At 46.8% G+C, this 18,032-nt stretch carries 20 protein-coding genes; 10 read left to right on the top strand and 10 right to left on the bottom strand.

Annotated elements, in window-relative coordinates; translation table 11 throughout:
- Positions 1–89 precede the first annotated feature (89 nt).
- Entirely contained in the window at positions 90–1,292 is a 1,203-nt protein-coding gene (fliB, locus tag NP77_RS09900) for a flagellin lysine-N-methylase (RefSeq protein WP_039659997.1), read from the bottom strand.
- Between the two features lie 159 nt (positions 1,293–1,451).
- Positions 1,452–2,762 carry a FliC/FljB family flagellin gene (locus tag NP77_RS09895; RefSeq protein WP_039659994.1) on the bottom strand — a complete coding sequence of 437 codons (1,311 nt, stop codon included), beginning with the start codon at positions 2,760–2,762 and terminating at the stop codon, positions 1,452–1,454.
- A gap of 336 nt (positions 2,763–3,098) precedes the next feature.
- Between NP77_RS09895 and fliD the strand changes: the two genes are divergently transcribed.
- The 4 genes from fliD to amyA all read left to right on the top strand — a co-directional run bounded on the left by fliD (position 3,099) and on the right by amyA (position 6,881).
- Positions 3,099–4,517, top strand: a complete 1,419-nt coding sequence (gene fliD, locus NP77_RS09890) for a flagellar filament capping protein FliD (RefSeq protein WP_039659992.1) — start codon at positions 3,099–3,101, stop codon at positions 4,515–4,517.
- A gap of 8 nt (positions 4,518–4,525) precedes the next feature.
- Entirely contained in the window at positions 4,526–4,933 is a 408-nt protein-coding gene (fliS, locus tag NP77_RS09885; RefSeq protein ID WP_039659990.1) for a flagellar export chaperone FliS, read from the top strand.
- The gene (gene fliT / locus NP77_RS09880; RefSeq protein WP_039659989.1) at positions 4,933–5,298 is read left to right on the top strand and encodes a flagella biosynthesis regulatory protein FliT; all 366 of its coding nucleotides are present in this window, start codon (positions 4,933–4,935) and stop codon (positions 5,296–5,298) included. Before fliS ends, fliT begins: the two co-directional genes overlap by 1 nt.
- 101 nt (positions 5,299–5,399) lie before the next feature.
- Positions 5,400–6,881: an alpha-amylase gene (amyA, locus tag NP77_RS09875; RefSeq protein WP_039659987.1), complete on the top strand. Its 1,482-nt coding sequence runs from the start codon at positions 5,400–5,402 to the stop codon at positions 6,879–6,881.
- 104 nt (positions 6,882–6,985) lie between these two features.
- Here amyA and yedD read toward each other — a convergent pair whose 3' ends face one another.
- On the bottom strand, positions 6,986–7,459 hold the full coding sequence (gene yedD, locus NP77_RS09870) for a lipoprotein YedD (RefSeq protein ID WP_008926857.1): 474 nt from the start codon (positions 7,457–7,459) through the stop codon (positions 6,986–6,988).
- A gap of 253 nt (positions 7,460–7,712) precedes the next feature.
- On the opposite strand from yedD, the gene NP77_RS09865 reads away from it, so the two are divergent.
- Entirely contained in the window at positions 7,713–8,036 is a 324-nt protein-coding gene (locus tag NP77_RS09865; RefSeq protein WP_008926858.1) for a DUF6388 family protein, read from the top strand.
- Positions 8,037–8,231: 195 nt separating this feature from the next.
- Here NP77_RS09865 and iraP read toward each other — a convergent pair whose 3' ends face one another.
- Positions 8,232–8,531 (bottom strand): anti-adapter protein IraP, encoded by a 300-nt coding sequence (gene iraP, locus NP77_RS09860; protein ID WP_003854510.1) that lies wholly within the window; start codon positions 8,529–8,531, stop codon positions 8,232–8,234.
- Positions 8,532–8,706: 175 nt separating this feature from the next.
- Here iraP and NP77_RS09855 point away from each other — a divergent pair, with 175 nt between their 5' ends.
- On the top strand, positions 8,707–8,946 hold the full coding sequence (locus NP77_RS09855) for a DinI-like family protein (protein ID WP_003854508.1): 240 nt from the start codon (positions 8,707–8,709) through the stop codon (positions 8,944–8,946).
- A 38-nt stretch (positions 8,947–8,984) separates the two neighbouring features.
- Here NP77_RS09855 and NP77_RS09850 read toward each other — a convergent pair whose 3' ends face one another.
- The 3 genes from NP77_RS09850 to NP77_RS09840 all read right to left on the bottom strand — a co-directional run bounded on the left by NP77_RS09850 (position 8,985) and on the right by NP77_RS09840 (position 10,114).
- Entirely contained in the window at positions 8,985–9,251 is a 267-nt protein-coding gene (locus tag NP77_RS09850) for a hypothetical protein (protein WP_003854505.1), read from the bottom strand.
- Positions 9,252–9,402: 151 nt separating this feature from the next.
- Positions 9,403–9,744 (bottom strand): hypothetical protein, encoded by a 342-nt coding sequence (locus NP77_RS09845; RefSeq protein WP_033763175.1) that lies wholly within the window; start codon positions 9,742–9,744, stop codon positions 9,403–9,405.
- The gene (locus NP77_RS09840; protein WP_008926860.1) at positions 9,731–10,114 is read right to left on the bottom strand and encodes a hypothetical protein; all 384 of its coding nucleotides are present in this window, start codon (positions 10,112–10,114) and stop codon (positions 9,731–9,733) included. The genes NP77_RS09845 and NP77_RS09840 overlap by 14 nt, the downstream gene beginning before the upstream one ends.
- 136 nt (positions 10,115–10,250) lie before the next feature.
- On the opposite strand from NP77_RS09840, the gene NP77_RS09835 reads away from it, so the two are divergent.
- Positions 10,251–10,883: a helix-turn-helix domain-containing protein gene (locus NP77_RS09835; RefSeq protein ID WP_008926861.1), complete on the top strand. Its 633-nt coding sequence runs from the start codon at positions 10,251–10,253 to the stop codon at positions 10,881–10,883.
- 64 nt (positions 10,884–10,947) lie between these two features.
- Here the strand turns inward: NP77_RS09835 and NP77_RS09830 are convergent, their stop codons facing one another.
- Positions 10,948–11,196, bottom strand: a complete 249-nt coding sequence (locus tag NP77_RS09830; protein WP_039659986.1) for a hypothetical protein — start codon at positions 11,194–11,196, stop codon at positions 10,948–10,950.
- A 317-nt stretch (positions 11,197–11,513) separates the two neighbouring features.
- On the opposite strand from NP77_RS09830, the gene NP77_RS09825 reads away from it, so the two are divergent.
- Positions 11,514–11,714: a hypothetical protein gene (locus NP77_RS09825; protein ID WP_003854493.1), complete on the top strand. Its 201-nt coding sequence runs from the start codon at positions 11,514–11,516 to the stop codon at positions 11,712–11,714.
- A gap of 38 nt (positions 11,715–11,752) precedes the next feature.
- Here NP77_RS09825 and NP77_RS09820 read toward each other — a convergent pair whose 3' ends face one another.
- Both NP77_RS09820 and NP77_RS09810 read right to left on the bottom strand, forming a co-directional pair.
- Entirely contained in the window at positions 11,753–12,640 is an 888-nt protein-coding gene (locus NP77_RS09820; RefSeq protein WP_039659984.1) for a benzoate transporter, read from the bottom strand.
- Positions 12,641–13,322: 682 nt separating this feature from the next.
- Entirely contained in the window at positions 13,323–13,664 is a 342-nt protein-coding gene (locus NP77_RS09810; protein WP_039659982.1) for a hypothetical protein, read from the bottom strand.
- 717 nt (positions 13,665–14,381) lie between these two features.
- On the opposite strand from NP77_RS09810, the gene NP77_RS09805 reads away from it, so the two are divergent.
- Complete coding sequence (locus NP77_RS09805; protein WP_082040839.1) at positions 14,382–15,812, top strand: DUF2142 domain-containing protein; 1,431 nt, start codon at positions 14,382–14,384, stop codon at positions 15,810–15,812.
- Between the two features lie 1,315 nt (positions 15,813–17,127).
- Complete coding sequence (locus tag NP77_RS23420; protein ID WP_156137294.1) at positions 17,128–17,973, top strand: hypothetical protein; 846 nt, start codon at positions 17,128–17,130, stop codon at positions 17,971–17,973.
- Positions 17,974–18,032: the final 59 nt, after the last annotated feature.

Raw genomic sequence — 18,032 nt, 5'->3', positions numbered from 1 at the left:
TGCCAGCATTCCGGAGCGCACTCTTCATGACACGACGATGCCAGACCATGACTGGCAGGGAGATATGGCCGATACCATTTAAAACATCGTTATCTCAGCAGGTAAATCAGCGACAGATCGTCATTGACTTTAACCTTATCAATCTCTTCCAGGAACGCTATTACCGACTGCGGAGTATGTTTTGTTATTGAGTGGTAGCTGTAGATGATATTAATCATATCCTCTTCGTTAACAGTTCCAGTCAGCTCAACATTGGCTGCGATTAATGACTTAAGCAGGAACCATTCTGCCGTCAGAAGATACAAACTCAGTAACGGGCTGCGCGTTTCGTCATTAGGAAAAAACTCATCATAAATGCGGTACTGAATATAGTTACTCATTATCCATGGGCGCTCAGCAAGCCACGGCATGACCTGATTCTGCCAGACGCTGTCCAGTCGGATCATAGACTGACTGACGTCATCGGTTTTAGCCCCTTCAGCCTGAATGTAGATAAGCTTATTGACGTAGTGATTCAGAGTGGAAAAGGCGCGTTTATCTTTCCTGGTGCCTAACCATGACTGCATTCGTAAAAGTAATGACCATTGCAGATTATAGTCGGGCCTGATATCGGCCAGTTGCTGCCTGATTTCGCCCTGAGCCAGGTTGTTGAGCACGTCACAAAAATGATTCTCCATCTGTTCCAGCCAATCCTCGCCCTGGCTGACTCTTTCAGCGCCCAGCAAGAAAGTGGCCAGCGCGTAAAAAGCTTCATCCAGCTTCTCGCCGCTTAGTTTAACCAGATTGAGACACATCAGATTCAGCAGCTTCTTTTGCTGATTGAGCTCTTTGGCTTTGTTAGCTTCAGCCTGTGGTCTGAGGGCCTGCGCAAAGAGCATCGCATCCGGTGCCGCTAATAACTGACGAGTCGCCTCCGGGCAGGAGAGCGCCAAGGTTTTTTGCTGCTCAGTTTTAAAAAATCGGGACTTTCTGGGATAGCTGGCGCAGGTGTCACTCAGAGCGGAGGCGCCCAGGCTGGCGTGTACTTTGCACAATCGAGCTTCATCCATAAAGCCACAGTTGCCCGCTGCGTTAAGTTTCATGACACCCCAACTAGCAAAACTTTTTCGGGTGATATCAATGTTCTCAACAGCCAGGTTCTTTATTTCAATGACAGAGGATTTTAAATAGCGATTAACTGTAGGTTTATCAAGGGTGACATCCCAGCCCTGACAGCAGTGATCACGACACGCACTGCCAATACATTTAAAGGCGCTGACAAAAAGCGGTTCGACGACAACAATATTTTTCATTATTTATCTGCTCTGCAAAGGCACATTGAGAATGCGATTACTGACCAATATAAATGAATATGGAGAGGTTGATTGACTGAGAAACAGTGAAAAAATGGGCTAATCGTACGCATAAAAAAACCCCACCGAAGCGGGGTTTTGAATGGGGTCAGAAGGCGATTAGCCCTGCAGCAGAGACAGAACCTGCTGTGGAACCTGGTTAGCTTTAGCCAACACTGAGTTACCAGCCTGCTGTACGATCTGCGCTTTAGACATGTTTGAAACTTCAGTAGCGTAGTCAGCATCCTGAATACGAGACTGTGCTGCAGACAGGTTAGTGGTGGTGTTGTTCAGGTTAGTTACCGCTGAGTTCAGACGGTTCTGTACTGCACCCAGGCTTGAACGGAAGGTATCGACAGATGCGATAGCTTTGTCCAGCATTGCCAGTGGATCTGCAGACGCTGCACCAGCGAACTGAGCCGTTGGGGTAGCAGTTGACAGTTCAACAGTAACTTTGTTGTCCGTACCAGTTTTGGTGTTGTCATCAGTCAGAGCAGTACCAGCAGTTGTTGCGTAGTTTTTGCCCTGGAAGGTCACATAACCCTGAGCTGCGCCAGTTGAATCTGTACCCACTTTGATCAGCTGATTAGCCTGAGTCGCTGCGGTGGTTAAACCATTGTCGGTATCGGTATACGCAACATCAGCCTTGTTCAGAGTCACTGCACCAGTGGTGTGGTTGATAGAAGCTGCGTAGAAATCGCTGCCGCTCTGTACAACGAACTGTGCTGATGCTGTGCCATCTGCTTTCAGGGTGTTGTGCAGGCTCAGGCTTGATGCATCAACAGTTGAACCGGTAGCGGTGCTCAGTGAAGTGGCAGCAGCTGACAGGTCAACTGCAACAGGTGCAGTTGCAGCAGCACCAGTAATCTGAGTGATAGAATCGCTAACTTTCAGTGAGTTGCCTGCAACTGAGAAGCCGGCCAGACCCAGAGTAGAAGAGTCAATCTTCTTCAGGTCGATGTCGATAGTCTGACCATCGTTAGCGCCAACCTGGATAGACATTTTACCGTCTTTAGCCAGCACGTTCACGCCGTTGAACTGAGTCTGACCCGATACGCGGTCAATTTCGCTCAGACGGGATTTGATTTCGTCCTGGATTGAGGTTTTGTCAGAATCAGAGTTAGTACCGTTCTGAGCCTGTACAGTCAGTTCACGAACACGCTGTAAGTTGTTGTTGATTTCTGACAGTGCGCCTTCAGTAGTCTGCGCAGCAGAGATACCGTCGTTAGCGTTACGGGCAGCCTGAGTCAGGCCCTTGATGTTAGAGGTGAAACGGTTGGCAATTGCCTGACCAGCAGCGTCATCTTTCGCGCTGTTGATACGTAAACCAGAAGACAGACGCTCCATTGAAGTAGACAGAGCTGACTGGTTCTTGTTGATGTTGTTCTGAGTGATCAGCGAGAGGCTGTTGGTATTAATGACTTGGGCCATGATGAATTTTCCTGTTAATCAAGTCTTTCGGTTAAGGTGTGGGCTTCAACCCGCCGGCTTCAGCGCCGTCAAAGTTGTTATCGTCTGCCGTTTAACAACCTTTAGAATTTTTTTAGTACCAGGCGAATTTTTCTGCTTCAACCTGTCACGTTTTAAGTTATCGCCACCCGTCCGAACTTCTTTAGACTTAATTCATTAATTTTCTAGCCGCTGAATTACCCTTCTCTATAGTGCTTATTTACCTCATTACCCTAAGGCAAATACCCTTAAACTTTCCTTATTCAAGGCCGATAACCCAGGTATCAATTTCTCTGTCGACCTTATAAAGGAATTAACATGGCTAGTATAAGCAACCTTGGTGTGGGCTCCGGCCTGCCACTCAGTACCATGCTTGACAGTTTGACCACCGCTGAAAAAGCTGCACTTACACCTATATCTACCCAGCAGTCGGCTTATACGGCCAAACTCAGTGCCTATGCCTCCCTGAAAAGTTCACTGACGACGTTCCAGACCGCGAACACTAAGCTGAACAGTGCAGATCTGTTTACCGCCACCACCGCAAGCAGCAGCTCGACGGCGTTTAGCGCGACCACCTCTGGCAGTACAGTGGCCGGAAAATATTCTATCAGCGTCACACAGCTGGCGCAGGCGCAGGTCCTGACCTCTTCGGTGCAGAGCAGCAACACTGCTGCACTGGGCGACAGCTCTGTGGCCAGCCGCAGCATCGCGATTACCTTAAAAGATGGCACCAGCAAAAGCATAACGCTCTCCAGCGATCAGACCTCGCTGACTGGCATGCGTGATGCGATTAATGGTGCGAATGCAGGCATCACCGCCAGCATCATAAAGGTGTCAGACGGCAGCTTCCGTCTCTCTATGAGCGCCAATAAAACCGGTAGCGATAATGCGGTAGCAAAGATTGCGGTCACCGGCGACAGCACGCTGCAGGGGATTGTGGGTTTTGACGCATCCGCCAGTAGCAATGTGATGACAGAAAGCGTTAAAGCACAGAATGCCGAGCTCACAGTCAACAACGTTGCGATTGAGAACAGTAGCAACCAGATCAGTGATGCACTGGAAGGCATTACCTTAAATCTGACCGCGACGACGGTTGGCGATCAGTCACTGACGATTACCAAAGATACCTCAAAAGCGTCCAGCGCAATCAGCGGCTGGGTAAGTGCTTATAATACGTTACTGGATCAGTTCAATACCCTGACCAAATACACCAAGGTTGATACGAACAGTGGTTCCCAGGACGCCAGTAATGGTGCCCTGCTCGGTGACAGCACATTGCGCACGATTGAAACGCAGCTGAAAAGCATGCTGACCAACGCGCAAAGCTCCTCTTCCTACAAATCGCTGGGTCAGATTGGCATCACCACCGATCCTCAGACCGGTTCATTGGTCATTGATACGACGAAGGTCAGTGCAGCGCTGGATAAAGATGCCGCTGGTGTGAAAGAGATGATCGTGGGTGACGGTAAAACCACCGGTATTACCACCAAAATCGCAACCAACATCACGGGCTGGTTATCGACCAAGGGGATTGTTCAGGCGGCCACCGATGGCGTCAGCAAGACACTGAATACCTTAACTGCGCTCTATAACACCACCAGCGATCGTATTGATGCGGATATCGCACGCTATAAAACACAGTTTACTCAGCTTGATCTGGCCATCAGTAAACTCAACTCGACCAGTACGTATCTGACGCAGCAGTTCGATACGTCAAGTTCTTCAAGTAAATCCTAGGAGTGACCATGTACAGCGCTACAGGCACCAAAGCCTATGCAAAAATTGGCGTAGAAAGCGCCGTCATGAGCGCCACCCAGCAGCAGCTGGTGGGTATGCTGTTCGACGGCGCACTGAGCGCGTTAATCCGCGCCCGCTTGTTTATGCAGGATGGCAATATTGAAGGCAAAGGCAGTTCTATCTCCAAAGCCATCAATATCATTGAAGCAGGCCTGAAAGAGGGCCTGCTTGAAAACAGTGGTGATGAACTGGCAGACAATCTGCTGGATCTTTACAACTACATGACCCGTCGCCTGCTGCATGCCAACCTGCACAATGATGTTGCAGCGGTCGAGGAGGTCGAAGGCCTGCTGCGCAATATTGCGGACGCGTGGAAAGAAGTAGTTCAATCTCACCTGATTCAGGACGCCGTTTAATGACCACTGCACCGCATCTGATTACCGTTTACCAACAGTTACTCGATCTCAGCCAGGGAATGCTGCGTCATGCAGTACAGGGCGAATGGGATGAATTGATCAGCAGGGAGATGGAGTATGTCAGTGCGGTGCAGAACTTAGCCCAATCGACAGAAGCTGTGTCGCCTTCATCGCAGACGCAGGAGCAGTTACGCCCGGTGCTGCGTCGTATACTGGATAACGAAAGCGAAGTAAAACGTCTGCTGCAGGCGCGGATGGATGAGCTGGCCTCGCTGGTAGGTCAGAACACCCGTCAGAAATCGGTCATGTCTGCCTACAGTAGTCAGGGCGGCCTAGTTATGGTGCCGCGCGAAACGCTCTCCTGATCCCCTTCTCTGCTACGCCGCCAGATTTATTTCTCTGCGCGGCGTCTCTTTTCTGCCGCTTACTCCATACTTGATTCTCATCATCCCCTGGAGTGTGGTACATGCAAAACCCAACGTTATTACAGTTTTTCCATTGGTATTACCCGGATGGCAGCAAACTGTGGCCTGAGGTCGCCGATCGTGCAGCCTGGCTCAGCGAAATTGGAATCAGTATGGTGTGGTTACCGCCCTGCTACAAAGGGGGTTCAGGCGGCTATTCAGTCGGTTACGACAGTTACGATTTGTTCGACTTGGGGGAATTTGATCAAAAAGGCGGTGTTGCCACCAAATATGGCGACAAAACGCAATTACTGGCGGCAGCAGAAGCCCTGCGCAGCCACAACGTTGGGGTACTGCTGGATGTGGTGCTGAACCACAAAATGGGCGCTGATGAGAAAGAGGCGATCAGTGTTAACCGCGTCAACCCGGATAACCGTGATGAAATCTACGAAGAGGTTGTCGAGTGCGAAGCCTGGACGAAATTCACCTTTCCGGCCCGTGCCGGGGAATATTCTAAGTTTGTCTGGGATCACAAGTGCTTTAGCGGCGTAGACCACATTGAGAATCCGGACGAAAACGGCGTGTTTAAAATCATCAATGACTATACCGCCGAAGGCTGGAACGATCAGGTCGATAACGAACTGGGTAACTTCGACTATCTGATGGGTGCCAACATCGATTTCCGTAACAATGCGGTCCGGGAAGAGCTGAAATACTGGGCGCGCTGGGTGATGGAACAGGTGCCCTGCACCGGCTTTCGTCTGGACGCGGTCAAACATATTCCGGCCTGGTTCTACAAAGAGTGGATCGAGCATATTCAGGAGGTTGCTGAAGAGCCGATGTTTATCGTCGCGGAATACTGGTCATTTGAAACCGAGAAACTGCAGGAGTATGTGCATCAGGTGGAAGGTAAAACCATGCTGTTTGATGCCCCACTGCATATGAACTTCCATCAGGCTTCCACCGCGGGCAGTGCCTATGACATGAGCCAGATTTTTGCTAATTCGCTGGTCGTGGCTGATCCCTGGCATGCCGTGACGATCGTCGCCAACCACGACACCCAGCCGTTGCAGTCTCTGGAAGCGCCGGTTGAAGCCTGGTTTAAGCCTCTGGCTTATGCGCTAATCCTGCTGCGTGAACAAGGTGTGCCCACCATTTTTTATCCTGATCTGTTCGGGGCAACCTACGAAGATGAAGGCGGCGACGGTGAAACGCACAAAATAGAGATGCCGGTGATCCCTGAACTGGAAGGGTTAATCCGGGCGCGTCAGCAATATGGCTGGGGCGTACAGACCGACTATTTTGATCATCCTAACTGCGTGGCATTCAGCCGCAGCGGCACCGAAACGCAGCCAGGCTGTGTGGTGATCATGTCAAATGGCGATGCAGGTGAGAAAAGCGTGCCGATGGGTGAAGGTTTTGCCGGTAAGGTCTGGCGGGATTATCTGGGTAACCGTGAAGAGACGATTACCGCCGACGAGCATGGCACAGCGGTCTTTGCCTGTAACGGTGGCAGCGTCAGCGTCTGGGTCATCGCAGAATAAGTTAGCAGCAAAATTAGGGATGCAGTAAAAACGAAAACCGCCCCGGCAGACAAGTGCGTGAACGGCACTCTACCTGTTGGGGCGGTTTTGCTATGGATCGACTGTTATGACTTCGCGTTATTCTCGGTAATCGCCGTGCGCAACAGTTGCGGTTCGATGTTCTGAATCACGGCGGCTTTTGGCTGCTTTGCGACTTCTTCCAGTGCCTGCTGACACTCTACTGTCGGACGCGCCACTTTGCGCAGAGTCATCCTGTCGTAGCTCAGCTCGCCATTATCGACCACCAGCGGCATCACCCGCATTTTACGTGTTACATTCACATAATCGCCATTTAATCGGGTCAGTTTGCCCGGCTTCGCGATCACCCGCATCCACTGACGGCAATCCAGCGTGCTGCCATCGGCATTAATGATCAGACTGGCTATCGCCTTGTCGCTGATCAGGCTGCTCTGTGGGCCGACGGTTTGCCAGGTCCCCTGCAGATCAGCAGGTGCCGGTGTCTGCACCGCATTTTCATAATCGTTGATTTGCGCACAACCACTCAATGCCAGCGCGGCAATCAGCATCCACTTTTTCATATTAAATCCCTAAGATCACGTCAATGGCGGCTACGTTATAATTTTTCCACCGCGTTACGCAAGATATCTGGATGTTAAGACGCCACACAGACGATGATTGCGGCAGAACGAAACCCGTAGTGAGGTCTGCATAAAGCATTTTAACCGGAAAATTGTTGGCGAAGCAGGTTCATCTCTTATCTTTGCCACGCCTGACAAGCAGGAGACAACCCGCTACACTGACGCGCTGCAACAGACTTTCAGGAATATGAATATGAAAACGCCAGAAGCTTACTATGCCCAGGCTCGCGAGATGTTTTTTACCGCGCATCCAGACTTTCAATCCGCACTTGACGAATTAACTGAAAGCGATGCCCGCGCCGCCAACCTGTCATTGCGCCAGCTGCGCGAATGGCATGCCGAACGTATCTATGCGGCCTTTTTGCGCCAGAAGAATCTGGATGGAATGATCTTCTCCATTCAGCTCGCTGAGCCAGATAAAGCGGTGGCGGCTGAAGCGATCGAGACTTATCTCAAATCTCACGCTGAATCATTGGGTATGAGCTGGGAAGAATTTTGCATTAAAAACGAATTGTAATACGCGCTGCAGAGAAGAGGCCTGCAAAGCACAACGCCTGCCAGCATAAAGTAGCGGAATAATGTATACCCGGTTAAAAGAGTAGTGACTTCTCTGCGGGATTCAGGTCGTCACTTTTCCTGAACGCCCCCTGCGCCTGCACTGCCTCTGAAGATGTTGATGGATATCCATCTCCAGAGGCGAATTTTTCCTGCCCTACTCTCTCTCTTCCGTTGCTTTACCCTTCACTTCGACATAACTTGCCACAGCCAGCAGACGATTAATGTGCGTCAGCAGCAGATCAACATCCGATTGCAGAAACCCGGTCGACGATTGTGAAGCCGTAATGATGGCATCCTGCACCGTTTCTGAAATGGTCAGCGAGTTGTCCTGTTTCGCCTGCACCAGCAGCGCTGCAACCAGCAGGGACTGCGCTTCAAGCTGCGCCGTCAACTCTTTTGCATCGACATCCATCTTTGCCAGTTTTAGCAGAATATCTATTACCAGTTGTCGCATCGCGGACCTCCTGAAAAGTAAGCCGTCATTATGTCGTGATGCGTGCGCATTTTTCCAGTTGAAGATCGTGTTTAACGCGACATAAAAATTTACGCGAAATCACGCGTCACGCCTTGCTACTGTTTTTATTTACAGTATTATATGTCAGCGATTTTGCCCTGAATGGATTGCCATCATGTTTGTTGAGTTGATTTATGACAAGCGCAACGTTGCCGGTTTACCGGGTGCCCGCGAGATGATTCGTGAGGAGCTGGAAAAGCGGGTGCATCGGGTGTTTCCTGACATTGAAGTTAAGGTCAAGCCGATGGAACGTAACGCGATTGATACTGATTTGAGTAAGAACGATAAAGCGACGGTTGCGCGGATTGTTGAAGAGATGTTCGACGAAGCGGAGATGTGGCTGGTGGCCGATTAATCCTTTACCGGCCACCGCATCAGTTAGCGGGAGATGACTTAGCTCTCCTGCTCGCTGTGATTAATTTCAATCTCAATGTCCTGGATAGCCGCATCCAGATCTTCCAGCAGTTTACCCTGCTTATTAAGCAATGCATCGATACGGTCGGCGTTAGTCTTATCTTTATACTCACCGGCATCAAACGCTAACCAATGACTGGAAAGCGTTTCGGTGTTGGTCTGCGCATAGTGACGCATCTCTTTTAGCTGAGACGTCACATCACGCAGATAGTCAGTTTTGGTCTTGGTTTCTGTTGAATCGCTCATGCTAAATTTCCTTCTGGTCAGTTATCCAAAGTGGTTAGGCTTAGCGGTTCATCGACCGGCCAATCATCGGGCCTGCATTCAGGTACAAAATGTTGCCCGGAGATTTAAAACTAGTCGATAATAGCGAAGCCGCACTAAGAATAATCGGAAGTTACGGTGTCTGGCCCGGTTTTGCGGACGTCTGGTTGTCTTCAGAAACGACCTCTTTCACTCTACTCAGTGTTTTATCAGCGGTACGATCCGGTATCACATCAAGCTTATGTTGTAATGCTGTGACCTTATCCGTCAGCACCTCGACCCTTTCATCACGTCGTGCCGCTATTGCCCGGTAATCCGCCCTAATCTCCTCGACTCGTTTGTTTGCGGTATTACTGACATAAAGAAAAATAATCGTCATCAGGATGCAAATCATCGAACAACTGAGAAGAATGCAGCCGAGGATAACTTTACGCCTGTATGATATTGGAGCCCTGGTATTATCAATCATTGCCATTGCTGCGATCCTCCAGAGTTGAGATAAGCCGATCAACTTCATTACGAAATTTGTCGTTTTGATCGGTTTCGGTCATTGCTAGCAAAATCCCTACCGCATTCTTGATTAACCGAAGATCGGTTTCGAGTGTCGAGATTCGCCGCAAATTCCTGTCGTGCCGTTCGCGTAATTCATCGTTTTCCTCCCGTATCAGCAGGTTGCTCTCTTTCAGCAACACCACCTGCTCTTTGTAGCTGGTAATAATTTCGCCGCCCGCTCGGTTACTGGTTACGATTGACGCGATACCCGCCAATAACGGTTTCCAGAACAGTGCTGCTGCGCCTCCACCCAGAACTAACGCTCCCATACTGGTAATCAGACTACTTTCCATGCCATACCCCTTTTTCCGGTTAGGTCGCTGGAACATATTGCGTGCTGAAAAGCCACGTCCTCCGCTTGAAATTTAAGTTTACTTAAATACCATGCTTAAGTATACTTAAATCACTTTCAACCAATATGTCAAGCTTATGAAAAACGAAACGCTGGGTGACCGAATCCGCCTCCGACGGAAATCACTGCAATTAACGCAGAAGCAATTGGCACAACAGGTAAAAGTGTCCCATGTAGCGATTTCGCAATGGGAAAAAGAGGAGACGCTTCCGCGCGGTGAGAATCTGCTACGGCTCGCCGAAGCGCTGGGTTGTGCCCCGGCTTTTCTGATAGATGGGGATGGCCCTGTTTTCAGCGAAAGTGCTTATGGCGGTCTTCACCAGATTCCGCTGCTTAATCAGCGTGATGTGACACGATGGCTGACGGATGACAGTTCAGTCAGACACGAATTGCTGATGCACAACGATATGGCGCTTTCACAACAGAGCTTTGCCTTTCGTGTAGAAGAACAGGCAATGATGCCCGCGATTGTGCGGGATGATGTGGTGATCATCGATCCGCAAGTTTCACCCCAGCCTGGCGATAGCGTGCTGGCATTACAGCAGCAGATTGCTCTGATCCGTACCTGGCGGCAACGTAGTAGTGAAGGTGGCGTTACGCAGTTTGAGCTGGCCCCCATTAACATCAACTTTCCTGAATTGCATTCCAGTCGGGAGAACCTGAAGCTAATTGGTACGGTGGTGGAACTGCGCCGCTACCGGCAGTCATAAAAAAACCCGCCAATGCGGGTTAATTTTTTATCGTACAACAGTGCACAGCGTCCGGGTCTGGTAACTACAGGGCGTCGGTGAGTTGATCCACGACCACATTGCCCTGCAGATCGGTCTGCATAATGCGGTAGTTCACTGGCCATGAGCGGCGGGTACTGAGTTTATCGAACAGTGTGACACCGCCTTTTTTAACGCCCTGACGATTAACGATAATCCACTCGGTCACCTCTTCCTGACCACGATTTCTCAGGCTTAGGGAGCGTTGTTCAATTAACTGATCTTCTGCTTCAATCTTTAAATGGTCTCGTAACATATTTTCTATCTCCTGGTAACGGAGGCCACTATATGCTTTTCATTAATCAGTTCAATCGAATTTATTTATCGATGTTTTTATCGACCTGGAATGTGACCTGTCGCAAGCGATATGGCAAGTTTGTCCATTTCTGCATCAGGAATTTCCCGTTAGCATTGAGCTGCTGTACACCAAAACATCAAAAGATAACATGTTCAGTATGAGAGAAACTCCGATTAGCCCGCTTCTGGCGGGCTTTTTTTTGCCTTTAATTCCATGCTAATGCGGGATCTCAGGGCTGGTCTAGACTTAAACGACTGGGACAACAGGAGTGAATTATGTTTAAGCACAATACGAATGAAGAACGTAAGAAAGAAGGTGATGTCAGCAAAGGCCTGCCCGAAGCAGCACCTAACGCCGGTAATGCGTATGAGGAAGATGATCATCCCGCCACCGATGCACCAAAAGACCATGGTGAAGTGCCGCGGAAAAATGATGACAGTCAGGATGATAAAAAAGATCCCTACAAAGCAACCTGAAGGACGAGAGGCGCGCCCGGTGGGCGCGCTGGTCAGCATCAGGATTTAATAAAATCAGTCAGCTGATGCTGATGTGTAACCAGCCACTCAGGAAAATGTTCAGCGGTAATCGGCACTATTTCCATTCTTCTTGGGCGATTCCAGATATCAATGTTGTTCTCAACGCAGCGCCGGATATGATCCGGGTTATTGAATTCAGGACAGTTATGTTCGGTATGTGAAATCGACGCCATTTTTTCACTTATGCGTTCATCGCTCATCACCCATGAAAAATGCCATCCTCCATCCTTAATGACTTTCGTTCGCCAGCCGAGCCATTTCCAGCGCCACCAGCTGTCGCGTATGGGTGTTCCACGGCGCTTAACGTTGCGCAGTAATTCCGGTTGTCCCATGAAAAAGGTTCGTAATGTTTTAAACGTCACCATTTTTGCCAGTGTGGCACAACGCGGTGTACCGTCATTGTTCAATACACGTACATTATATTTAAAATTGAAATATTGCTGGTGCAATGTTGTACAGAGGTGACGATGGCTAAAGGCTTTAATCGCTTCAGGTCGGGGAATTTCATCGACGTCTGACACAATAATAATATCATCATCCTGCGCGCCAGCCAGACCTTGCATAATCTGATTCCGTGCAGTGGATTCATTCTCCCAGGGATCGGTCTCGCCCGCCTTAACCAGAGAGCTATTCGACTGAAAGGCGTGCTGATAAAATACTGGCGCAATATCGTTGACGACATAAATAATTTTATCGCGAAAACGGTCGAATTTCTCAATGTCAAAATTAAGCTTGCATCGGCGTTTACCCGTAAAGGTATAAAGCGATTCAACAATGACAAACCGGTCAACAACATGCTCAAGCGTGTTCAGACGCATTTCAAGCAAAACATCTTCATCGTAGTATAAAAAACAGTCATAAATCATAGTCATCAGAGGCACTTAAGTAGAAAATTTTCATCAGGACAATGGTGTTAATGGCACTTAACAAACGTCTGCATACCTTTTTATAAGGCTGATTTATATGCGTCTGATAGATGCGGTATTTAACTGCGTTAAACTTTCCGTGTTTATTGTAAGCTGGCTAACAATGTAACAGTGGAATAAATTATTGTTGCAGCTAAAAGATATACGATGCTTTATTTATCAGGCCGGATGTTACATTTACTTAGCGACGCTAGCAATATTAAGCGCAAATTTTTGATTGAAAATCAGCGGAACAACTGAGTTCCCGATGTTAGTTGTCGACAAAATAACGCTTATGATTTAGCAGATGAAGAAGATCATTATTGCTCTGAGCCTGACACTGCTGGCGGACATGGATAGTGAACGGGTTGGGCTGCGCCTGTATACGAAAACGGCTTATTTTGATGGTCTTGCCTTACCGGAGTGGCACAGGACCGGAGATTTAATCTGGAGCAGGATAATCCGCTACTTACTGGTTAAAAGCGGTTTAACATGGTGCAGGATAATGAAACAGTAGCCTGGGTTGAAAGGACAAAGTTAAGTCATCATCAAACCAGTGCGACATTTTACTATGACCCAAAAGCACCAGGTGTCATCACTCCATAGTTGCGATAATCACGGGCATTTGCAGTAATAACTCAACTTACTTAGCTGGCTCGCAATCATAGTCACCCCGAATGCGGATCTGACTCTGACTGGAGCGGACGATTTCTGCCCTTAACAACCCTTTGCCATCGCGGTTCGTCTGCTCCATATCCACCATTCCCGGCGCTTTGCTATTTTTGACCCGGATTTTCACCGTTGCGTTGCTGTAGTCACCCTTCTCTCTGGCAAACGTCACTTTCTGGTTTTTTGCCCGTTCACCATTTACTGAGAACCAGCCTTTGCTGTCAGATTTGATGTAGAAAGGCCCGCATTGGGTAGCAGCTAAAGCTGTGGCTGAAAAGCTGGTTATCAATGTAGTGAGAATGAGTTTTTTTAGCATCAGATTGAATTCCGGGTGATAGGTGATCGTGCACAAAACCGTCGTTTATTTGAGAAACAGTCTCCCGTTCCAAGTTCTGGATACGGTATATTATAGCTACCGGAGGCTTGACTATCGTTGTCACATTGTCGATAACTTTGAACCACAAACTACAAACCACGAACCACGAACCACGAACCACGAACCACGAACCAGTTAAGGTTGACGCAGAGTGCTTGAACATAAAAGCTTTGTCTGATGTTCGCATCGCGAATTAATTCACTCTGAATTTTTGAAAACCATGATTAGCCACACTAACCAGCTATGAACGGCACCGTCAACGATTTTTGATGGCCAGTCAACATCGGTGCAATCACATTCATCAGTCCAATGACCTCATACTGTTATCAGCCATTATATGCAGTTGAACCAGACTATTGGGCTACCAAGAACGCGGCTCACAAGTCAATCCATCCGCATTGGATTCCATAAGATACACTTATGGCTTTTGTTAGACCGCGCTCTTCACTACAATATGCGCTAGCTTTTTAATGGTACGGCCCTGATGCACTCTGTTTTAGAACGCAAGCGACCACTTTCACCAAGAGTGTGGCAATACTGGCAATAACTGCCATTAGAGTCAGTCCGGTAAGAAGTATGCCTTATGTCTCTCTGCCACCATGAGGATTTGCGAAATATGAAAAAAATGAATGGACTATCAATCGTTAGGTATAGTAAATGACTGAAAAAATGGAAGCCTATGAAAAAAAAGGGATAATAGCCTATTTGACTATTATCTTTGTAATTGGACTTTTCTTTGTTTTTAAAAACACCCCTTTAACGGGTCTGGATGAACGGTTTCATTTTTTTAGAGCCTATCAAATTTCTCAGGGTGAAATGCTTCCTAAAGAAATTGGCAACGAGAAAGGTGCATGGGGCGGATGTGTGAGCGACAAGGCATTACAGTATGTCTGGCCTTTCTTCGTGACACAGGATCAAAACAAGCCTGCAAGCAAGGCTGATGCAGCTAAAAGGGCGAAGGAGATTGATGCGTCCATCAATAATCATAATACCTGTTTCAACTTTGCCCCGTCAGCAACTTATTCACCTATTTTATATTTACCATCAGCAATTGGTATCGCAGTAACAAGATTAGCGGGAATGGGTATAGATAACCAGATGTATGCGGGTCGTCTTTTAAACTTATTTGTCTACATAGGCATGGTTTATCTGACTGTTGCGCTTATACCAGTTATGCGCTTTGCCACATTGTTTATTTTGACATTCCCTACGCTCATCAATCTTGCTTCATCATATAGTCCAGATCCTGTTACTAACCTGGTCACTGCTTTGTTTATTGCCTGTTGTTTGCGCATGGCTATATTAAAAGAAAGATTAATCTGGCAGACATTTGTTCTAGCGGGTCTGGTTGGCTTGCTTAAAATGACCAACATCGCCTATCTTCCTTTTCTGATGCTTATTCCGGCTGCTCTATTTAACAGTAAAATAAAATGGGTTTCTTTCGTAGCCGGCTCGATGATATTTGGGTGCCTGATAGCGGCTGCATGGAACATGCATTATTCATGGGTTCCCAGCCAGTTCTGGCATAGTGGTGGGGATGCTAAAGCAGCAATGGAGATGTTAATATCACAGCCGCATGCTGCTGTTGCATTCATACTGAAAAGCATCTGGATTCAGACACCTGACATGTTTAACCGCATGTTTGCTACCTTCGGCGGAGGCCCACAAGCCTTTACCTGGACAATTGGCGGTCCTTTCTGCCGTGGAGCTATGATCTTCATAATTATCTCAACTGTAATGAGCCTGCCTAAAAAGCAGCTCGATTTTGGTTGGTTACGGCTCTCATACCTCCCTGCTATGAGTCTGGGAAGTATCGTTTTGATATTTGCCGCTTTATGGATTGGTTTTTCACCTTTAAATATTGGTATTGTGGCCGGCGTTCAAGGGCGATATTTCATTATAAGCCTGCTAACATTTATGCTCTTCATTGTCCTGGCACTCGCTTCCAGCGAAAGAGTAATGAATTCCAGCCTGGCTCATTGCTTACGTGACAGGAAAATCCTGGCAATAACTGCGGTCTGTTATCTGGCATTGATCAGTTACGTAAGTTATCTAAGTGTTATAAAATATCTCCCTTTATATCTTTAGGTTTTACAGCACCCAGCCCGCTAACGCGGGCTTTTTAATTTTCCCAAAAACATCTCGATTTATAATACAATGATTTTATTTGAGAGCACCAATATATATTAACTTCATGAATGATAATCCATATCTTACAAATGCTGTAAGCAAAACTGGTCTGTTTTCTAAGCATATAAGGGCATACAAAATCGCTATCCTTTATCAGCAGCAAAATGGGTGATATTGCTCCCCATAAGTATTCTACTAATGTAACATTATCATAAAACTCAATCGCCTCAGACATCTAATCGTTTAGACTTACATATTCATCATCCTGCTTTGAGAATGTCATTTTAATGTGCGTAGAGGCATATTTTCACAGATCAATACTACAATTCACAAACTGACGTGATGAAAATTTCGAGATGTGTTGAGATATTTTGCTATAAGCGTGCTGTCTCTATACAACTGGCTTTCACGGTTCACGCACAGACACTACCATGTGTCGTCACTTTCTCCAGCACGATCAACCCCGCCCATGCTCTCTTTGACTAACGTCTCGCTGTCAAATGTAATAATCCCTAAGTTGAATATTTCCCACTGCGGGTGAATGCCTAAATTGTAAGCAACAACTTAGCCATTGTTAGCCGCCAGGGAGCGGACTAGTAGTACAAATGATTGCGGTGTCTCAACCAGCATCATTTTGGCTGGATGAGGCATTAGAATGCTGTTCAGTGTGAGTCATTGCTCAACATAGTCAATAACTGGTAACGGGAATCTCCTGTCAGATCATCCCTTCATAGTGAACTGCTGATACGTCTACGCTTCCCCTGCTTGCGGTGATAAGTTACGGAACATCATTGTATTGGTTTTATCTACTTCTTAGGCTCACTCAGGCGTAGATACCAGTTTATACGCTCCTGATCTATTACAAACGGCAATACGTTCTTCATCTGGTTTGTTCATGATGACGCATAGAAACACTTCCTCGATTCAATAATCGTATGGCAAAAATTCTCCTCTTTTGAAAACTGTATGGATAAACAGAAATCAATCGGTAGTAGCAAATTAGGTGAACAGTTCACAGACTTCTAAAGTGGTTAAGTGGCAAGGGATTTCAATCATGCGTGGTCGGGGGAGTGACTAATCTTAAGTGACCTACCCCATAGCCTGTTAAAACAGGCGCTGTTCATTCATTGCGCGACCGTCGGGAATTTTTGTAGGTGTCCATATATATCTAATGATAAGATTAAATTAATTTAAATTTTGAACTAATGGAATGTGAAATCATGGCTGAAATTAAACATAGAGGCTTTTTTTTGGACTAATAATCGTACTTTCCATGCTTATCATTTCGTCAGCTATAAAATACAGGGATGTTAGCAATAATGAGGGAATTGAAAATATCGAAGCATCCTATCACTCATTACTTATCGCAAAGTCGTTAAATGAAGGAATGATAACTGAACACCACCTTTTGCCTGTGGTCACTCAGGGTGGACAGGTAAATAAAAATATACCGTGGGGCGCAGCCGTCCGTGACAGTTCAGGTTCATACATATATACAAGTTTTCCTTCACTTGGTTTTCTGGCTCCAGCCGCTTTTATAAAAACTTTTGGCTTAAATTACACACTAATGAGTCTTTTATCCTTAAATTTGATAATTTTGACATCATCTGTTTTGATGTTTTTCTTCGCCTTATTGATGATATTCAAACCACAAAATAATATTCAAATCCTTTTGATAGCATTATCGTGCTCTCCATTGGTTTTATCAAGAGAGTCTTTGGCCTCTACGGGTTTACTATACTGGCATCAATCGCTTAGCCAACTATTCATTGCTGCATTCATTTTTTCAACCTGCAAAACCATTAAAACCAAAAAAAATGTATGGACTGTATTATCCGGTCTTTCCATATGTTTACTGTGTATGACTGAGTGGACTGGTTACGTTATTGGCTGTTTATCAGCAATCTATTTTTTGGTAAATCGACAAAGAAGAAATATCAATTTAGCTTTTAGCTTACTATTATCAGTGTTGACTTCGGCTGTAACATTTGCTTTTCAGCTTTATATAACCCTTGATTTAGGTGAGTTTTTTACAGCTTACATTTCGCGCTTCTTAGTTCGGAGTGGTGGCGATGCAGATTTTAAAGCATTGTTTTTAGGATACCATCAGTCATACTGACTATTTTTGTTTGCTATACCTGTGTTCCCTATTTTAAATCTCTCCAAAAAAGTAGAGTA

The sequence above is a fragment of the Pantoea sp. MBLJ3 genome (assembly GCF_000816655.1).
Classification (GTDB): Bacteria; Pseudomonadota; Gammaproteobacteria; order Enterobacterales; family Enterobacteriaceae; genus Pantoea; species Pantoea eucalypti.
The sequence above is the reverse complement of the archived record's forward strand: the minus strand, read 5'-3'. Positions and strand labels throughout refer to the sequence as shown.

What these genes read in the sequence shown, in the direction of transcription:
- fliB (WP_039659997.1), bottom strand. Translation starts at nt 1,292, where the DNA reads ATGAAAAATATTGTTGTCGTCGAACCGCTTTTTGTCAGCGCCTTTAAA.
- NP77_RS09895 (WP_039659994.1), bottom strand. Translation starts at nt 2,762, where the DNA reads ATGGCCCAAGTCATTAATACCAACAGCCTCTCGCTGATCACTCAGAAC.
- fliD (WP_039659992.1), top strand. Translation starts at nt 3,099, where the DNA reads ATGGCTAGTATAAGCAACCTTGGTGTGGGCTCCGGCCTGCCACTCAGT.
- fliS (WP_039659990.1), top strand. Translation starts at nt 4,526, where the DNA reads ATGTACAGCGCTACAGGCACCAAAGCCTATGCAAAAATTGGCGTAGAA.
- fliT (WP_039659989.1), top strand. Translation starts at nt 4,933, where the DNA reads ATGACCACTGCACCGCATCTGATTACCGTTTACCAACAGTTACTCGAT.
- amyA (WP_039659987.1), top strand. Translation starts at nt 5,400, where the DNA reads ATGCAAAACCCAACGTTATTACAGTTTTTCCATTGGTATTACCCGGAT.
- yedD (WP_008926857.1), bottom strand. Translation starts at nt 7,459, where the DNA reads ATGAAAAAGTGGATGCTGATTGCCGCGCTGGCATTGAGTGGTTGTGCG.
- NP77_RS09865 (WP_008926858.1), top strand. Translation starts at nt 7,713, where the DNA reads ATGAAAACGCCAGAAGCTTACTATGCCCAGGCTCGCGAGATGTTTTTT.
- iraP (WP_003854510.1), bottom strand. Translation starts at nt 8,531, where the DNA reads ATGCGACAACTGGTAATAGATATTCTGCTAAAACTGGCAAAGATGGAT.
- NP77_RS09855 (WP_003854508.1), top strand. Translation starts at nt 8,707, where the DNA reads ATGTTTGTTGAGTTGATTTATGACAAGCGCAACGTTGCCGGTTTACCG.
- NP77_RS09850 (WP_003854505.1), bottom strand. Translation starts at nt 9,251, where the DNA reads ATGAGCGATTCAACAGAAACCAAGACCAAAACTGACTATCTGCGTGAT.
- NP77_RS09845 (WP_033763175.1), bottom strand. Translation starts at nt 9,744, where the DNA reads ATGGCAATGATTGATAATACCAGGGCTCCAATATCATACAGGCGTAAA.
- NP77_RS09840 (WP_008926860.1), bottom strand. Translation starts at nt 10,114, where the DNA reads ATGGAAAGTAGTCTGATTACCAGTATGGGAGCGTTAGTTCTGGGTGGA.
- NP77_RS09835 (WP_008926861.1), top strand. Translation starts at nt 10,251, where the DNA reads ATGAAAAACGAAACGCTGGGTGACCGAATCCGCCTCCGACGGAAATCA.
- NP77_RS09830 (WP_039659986.1), bottom strand. Translation starts at nt 11,196, where the DNA reads ATGTTACGAGACCATTTAAAGATTGAAGCAGAAGATCAGTTAATTGAA.
- NP77_RS09825 (WP_003854493.1), top strand. Translation starts at nt 11,514, where the DNA reads ATGTTTAAGCACAATACGAATGAAGAACGTAAGAAAGAAGGTGATGTC.
- NP77_RS09820 (WP_039659984.1), bottom strand. Translation starts at nt 12,640, where the DNA reads ATGATTTATGACTGTTTTTTATACTACGATGAAGATGTTTTGCTTGAA.
- NP77_RS09810 (WP_039659982.1), bottom strand. Translation starts at nt 13,664, where the DNA reads ATGCTAAAAAAACTCATTCTCACTACATTGATAACCAGCTTTTCAGCC.
- NP77_RS09805 (WP_082040839.1), top strand. Translation starts at nt 14,382, where the DNA reads ATGACTGAAAAAATGGAAGCCTATGAAAAAAAAGGGATAATAGCCTAT.
- NP77_RS23420 (WP_156137294.1), top strand. Translation starts at nt 17,128, where the DNA reads ATGCTTATCATTTCGTCAGCTATAAAATACAGGGATGTTAGCAATAAT.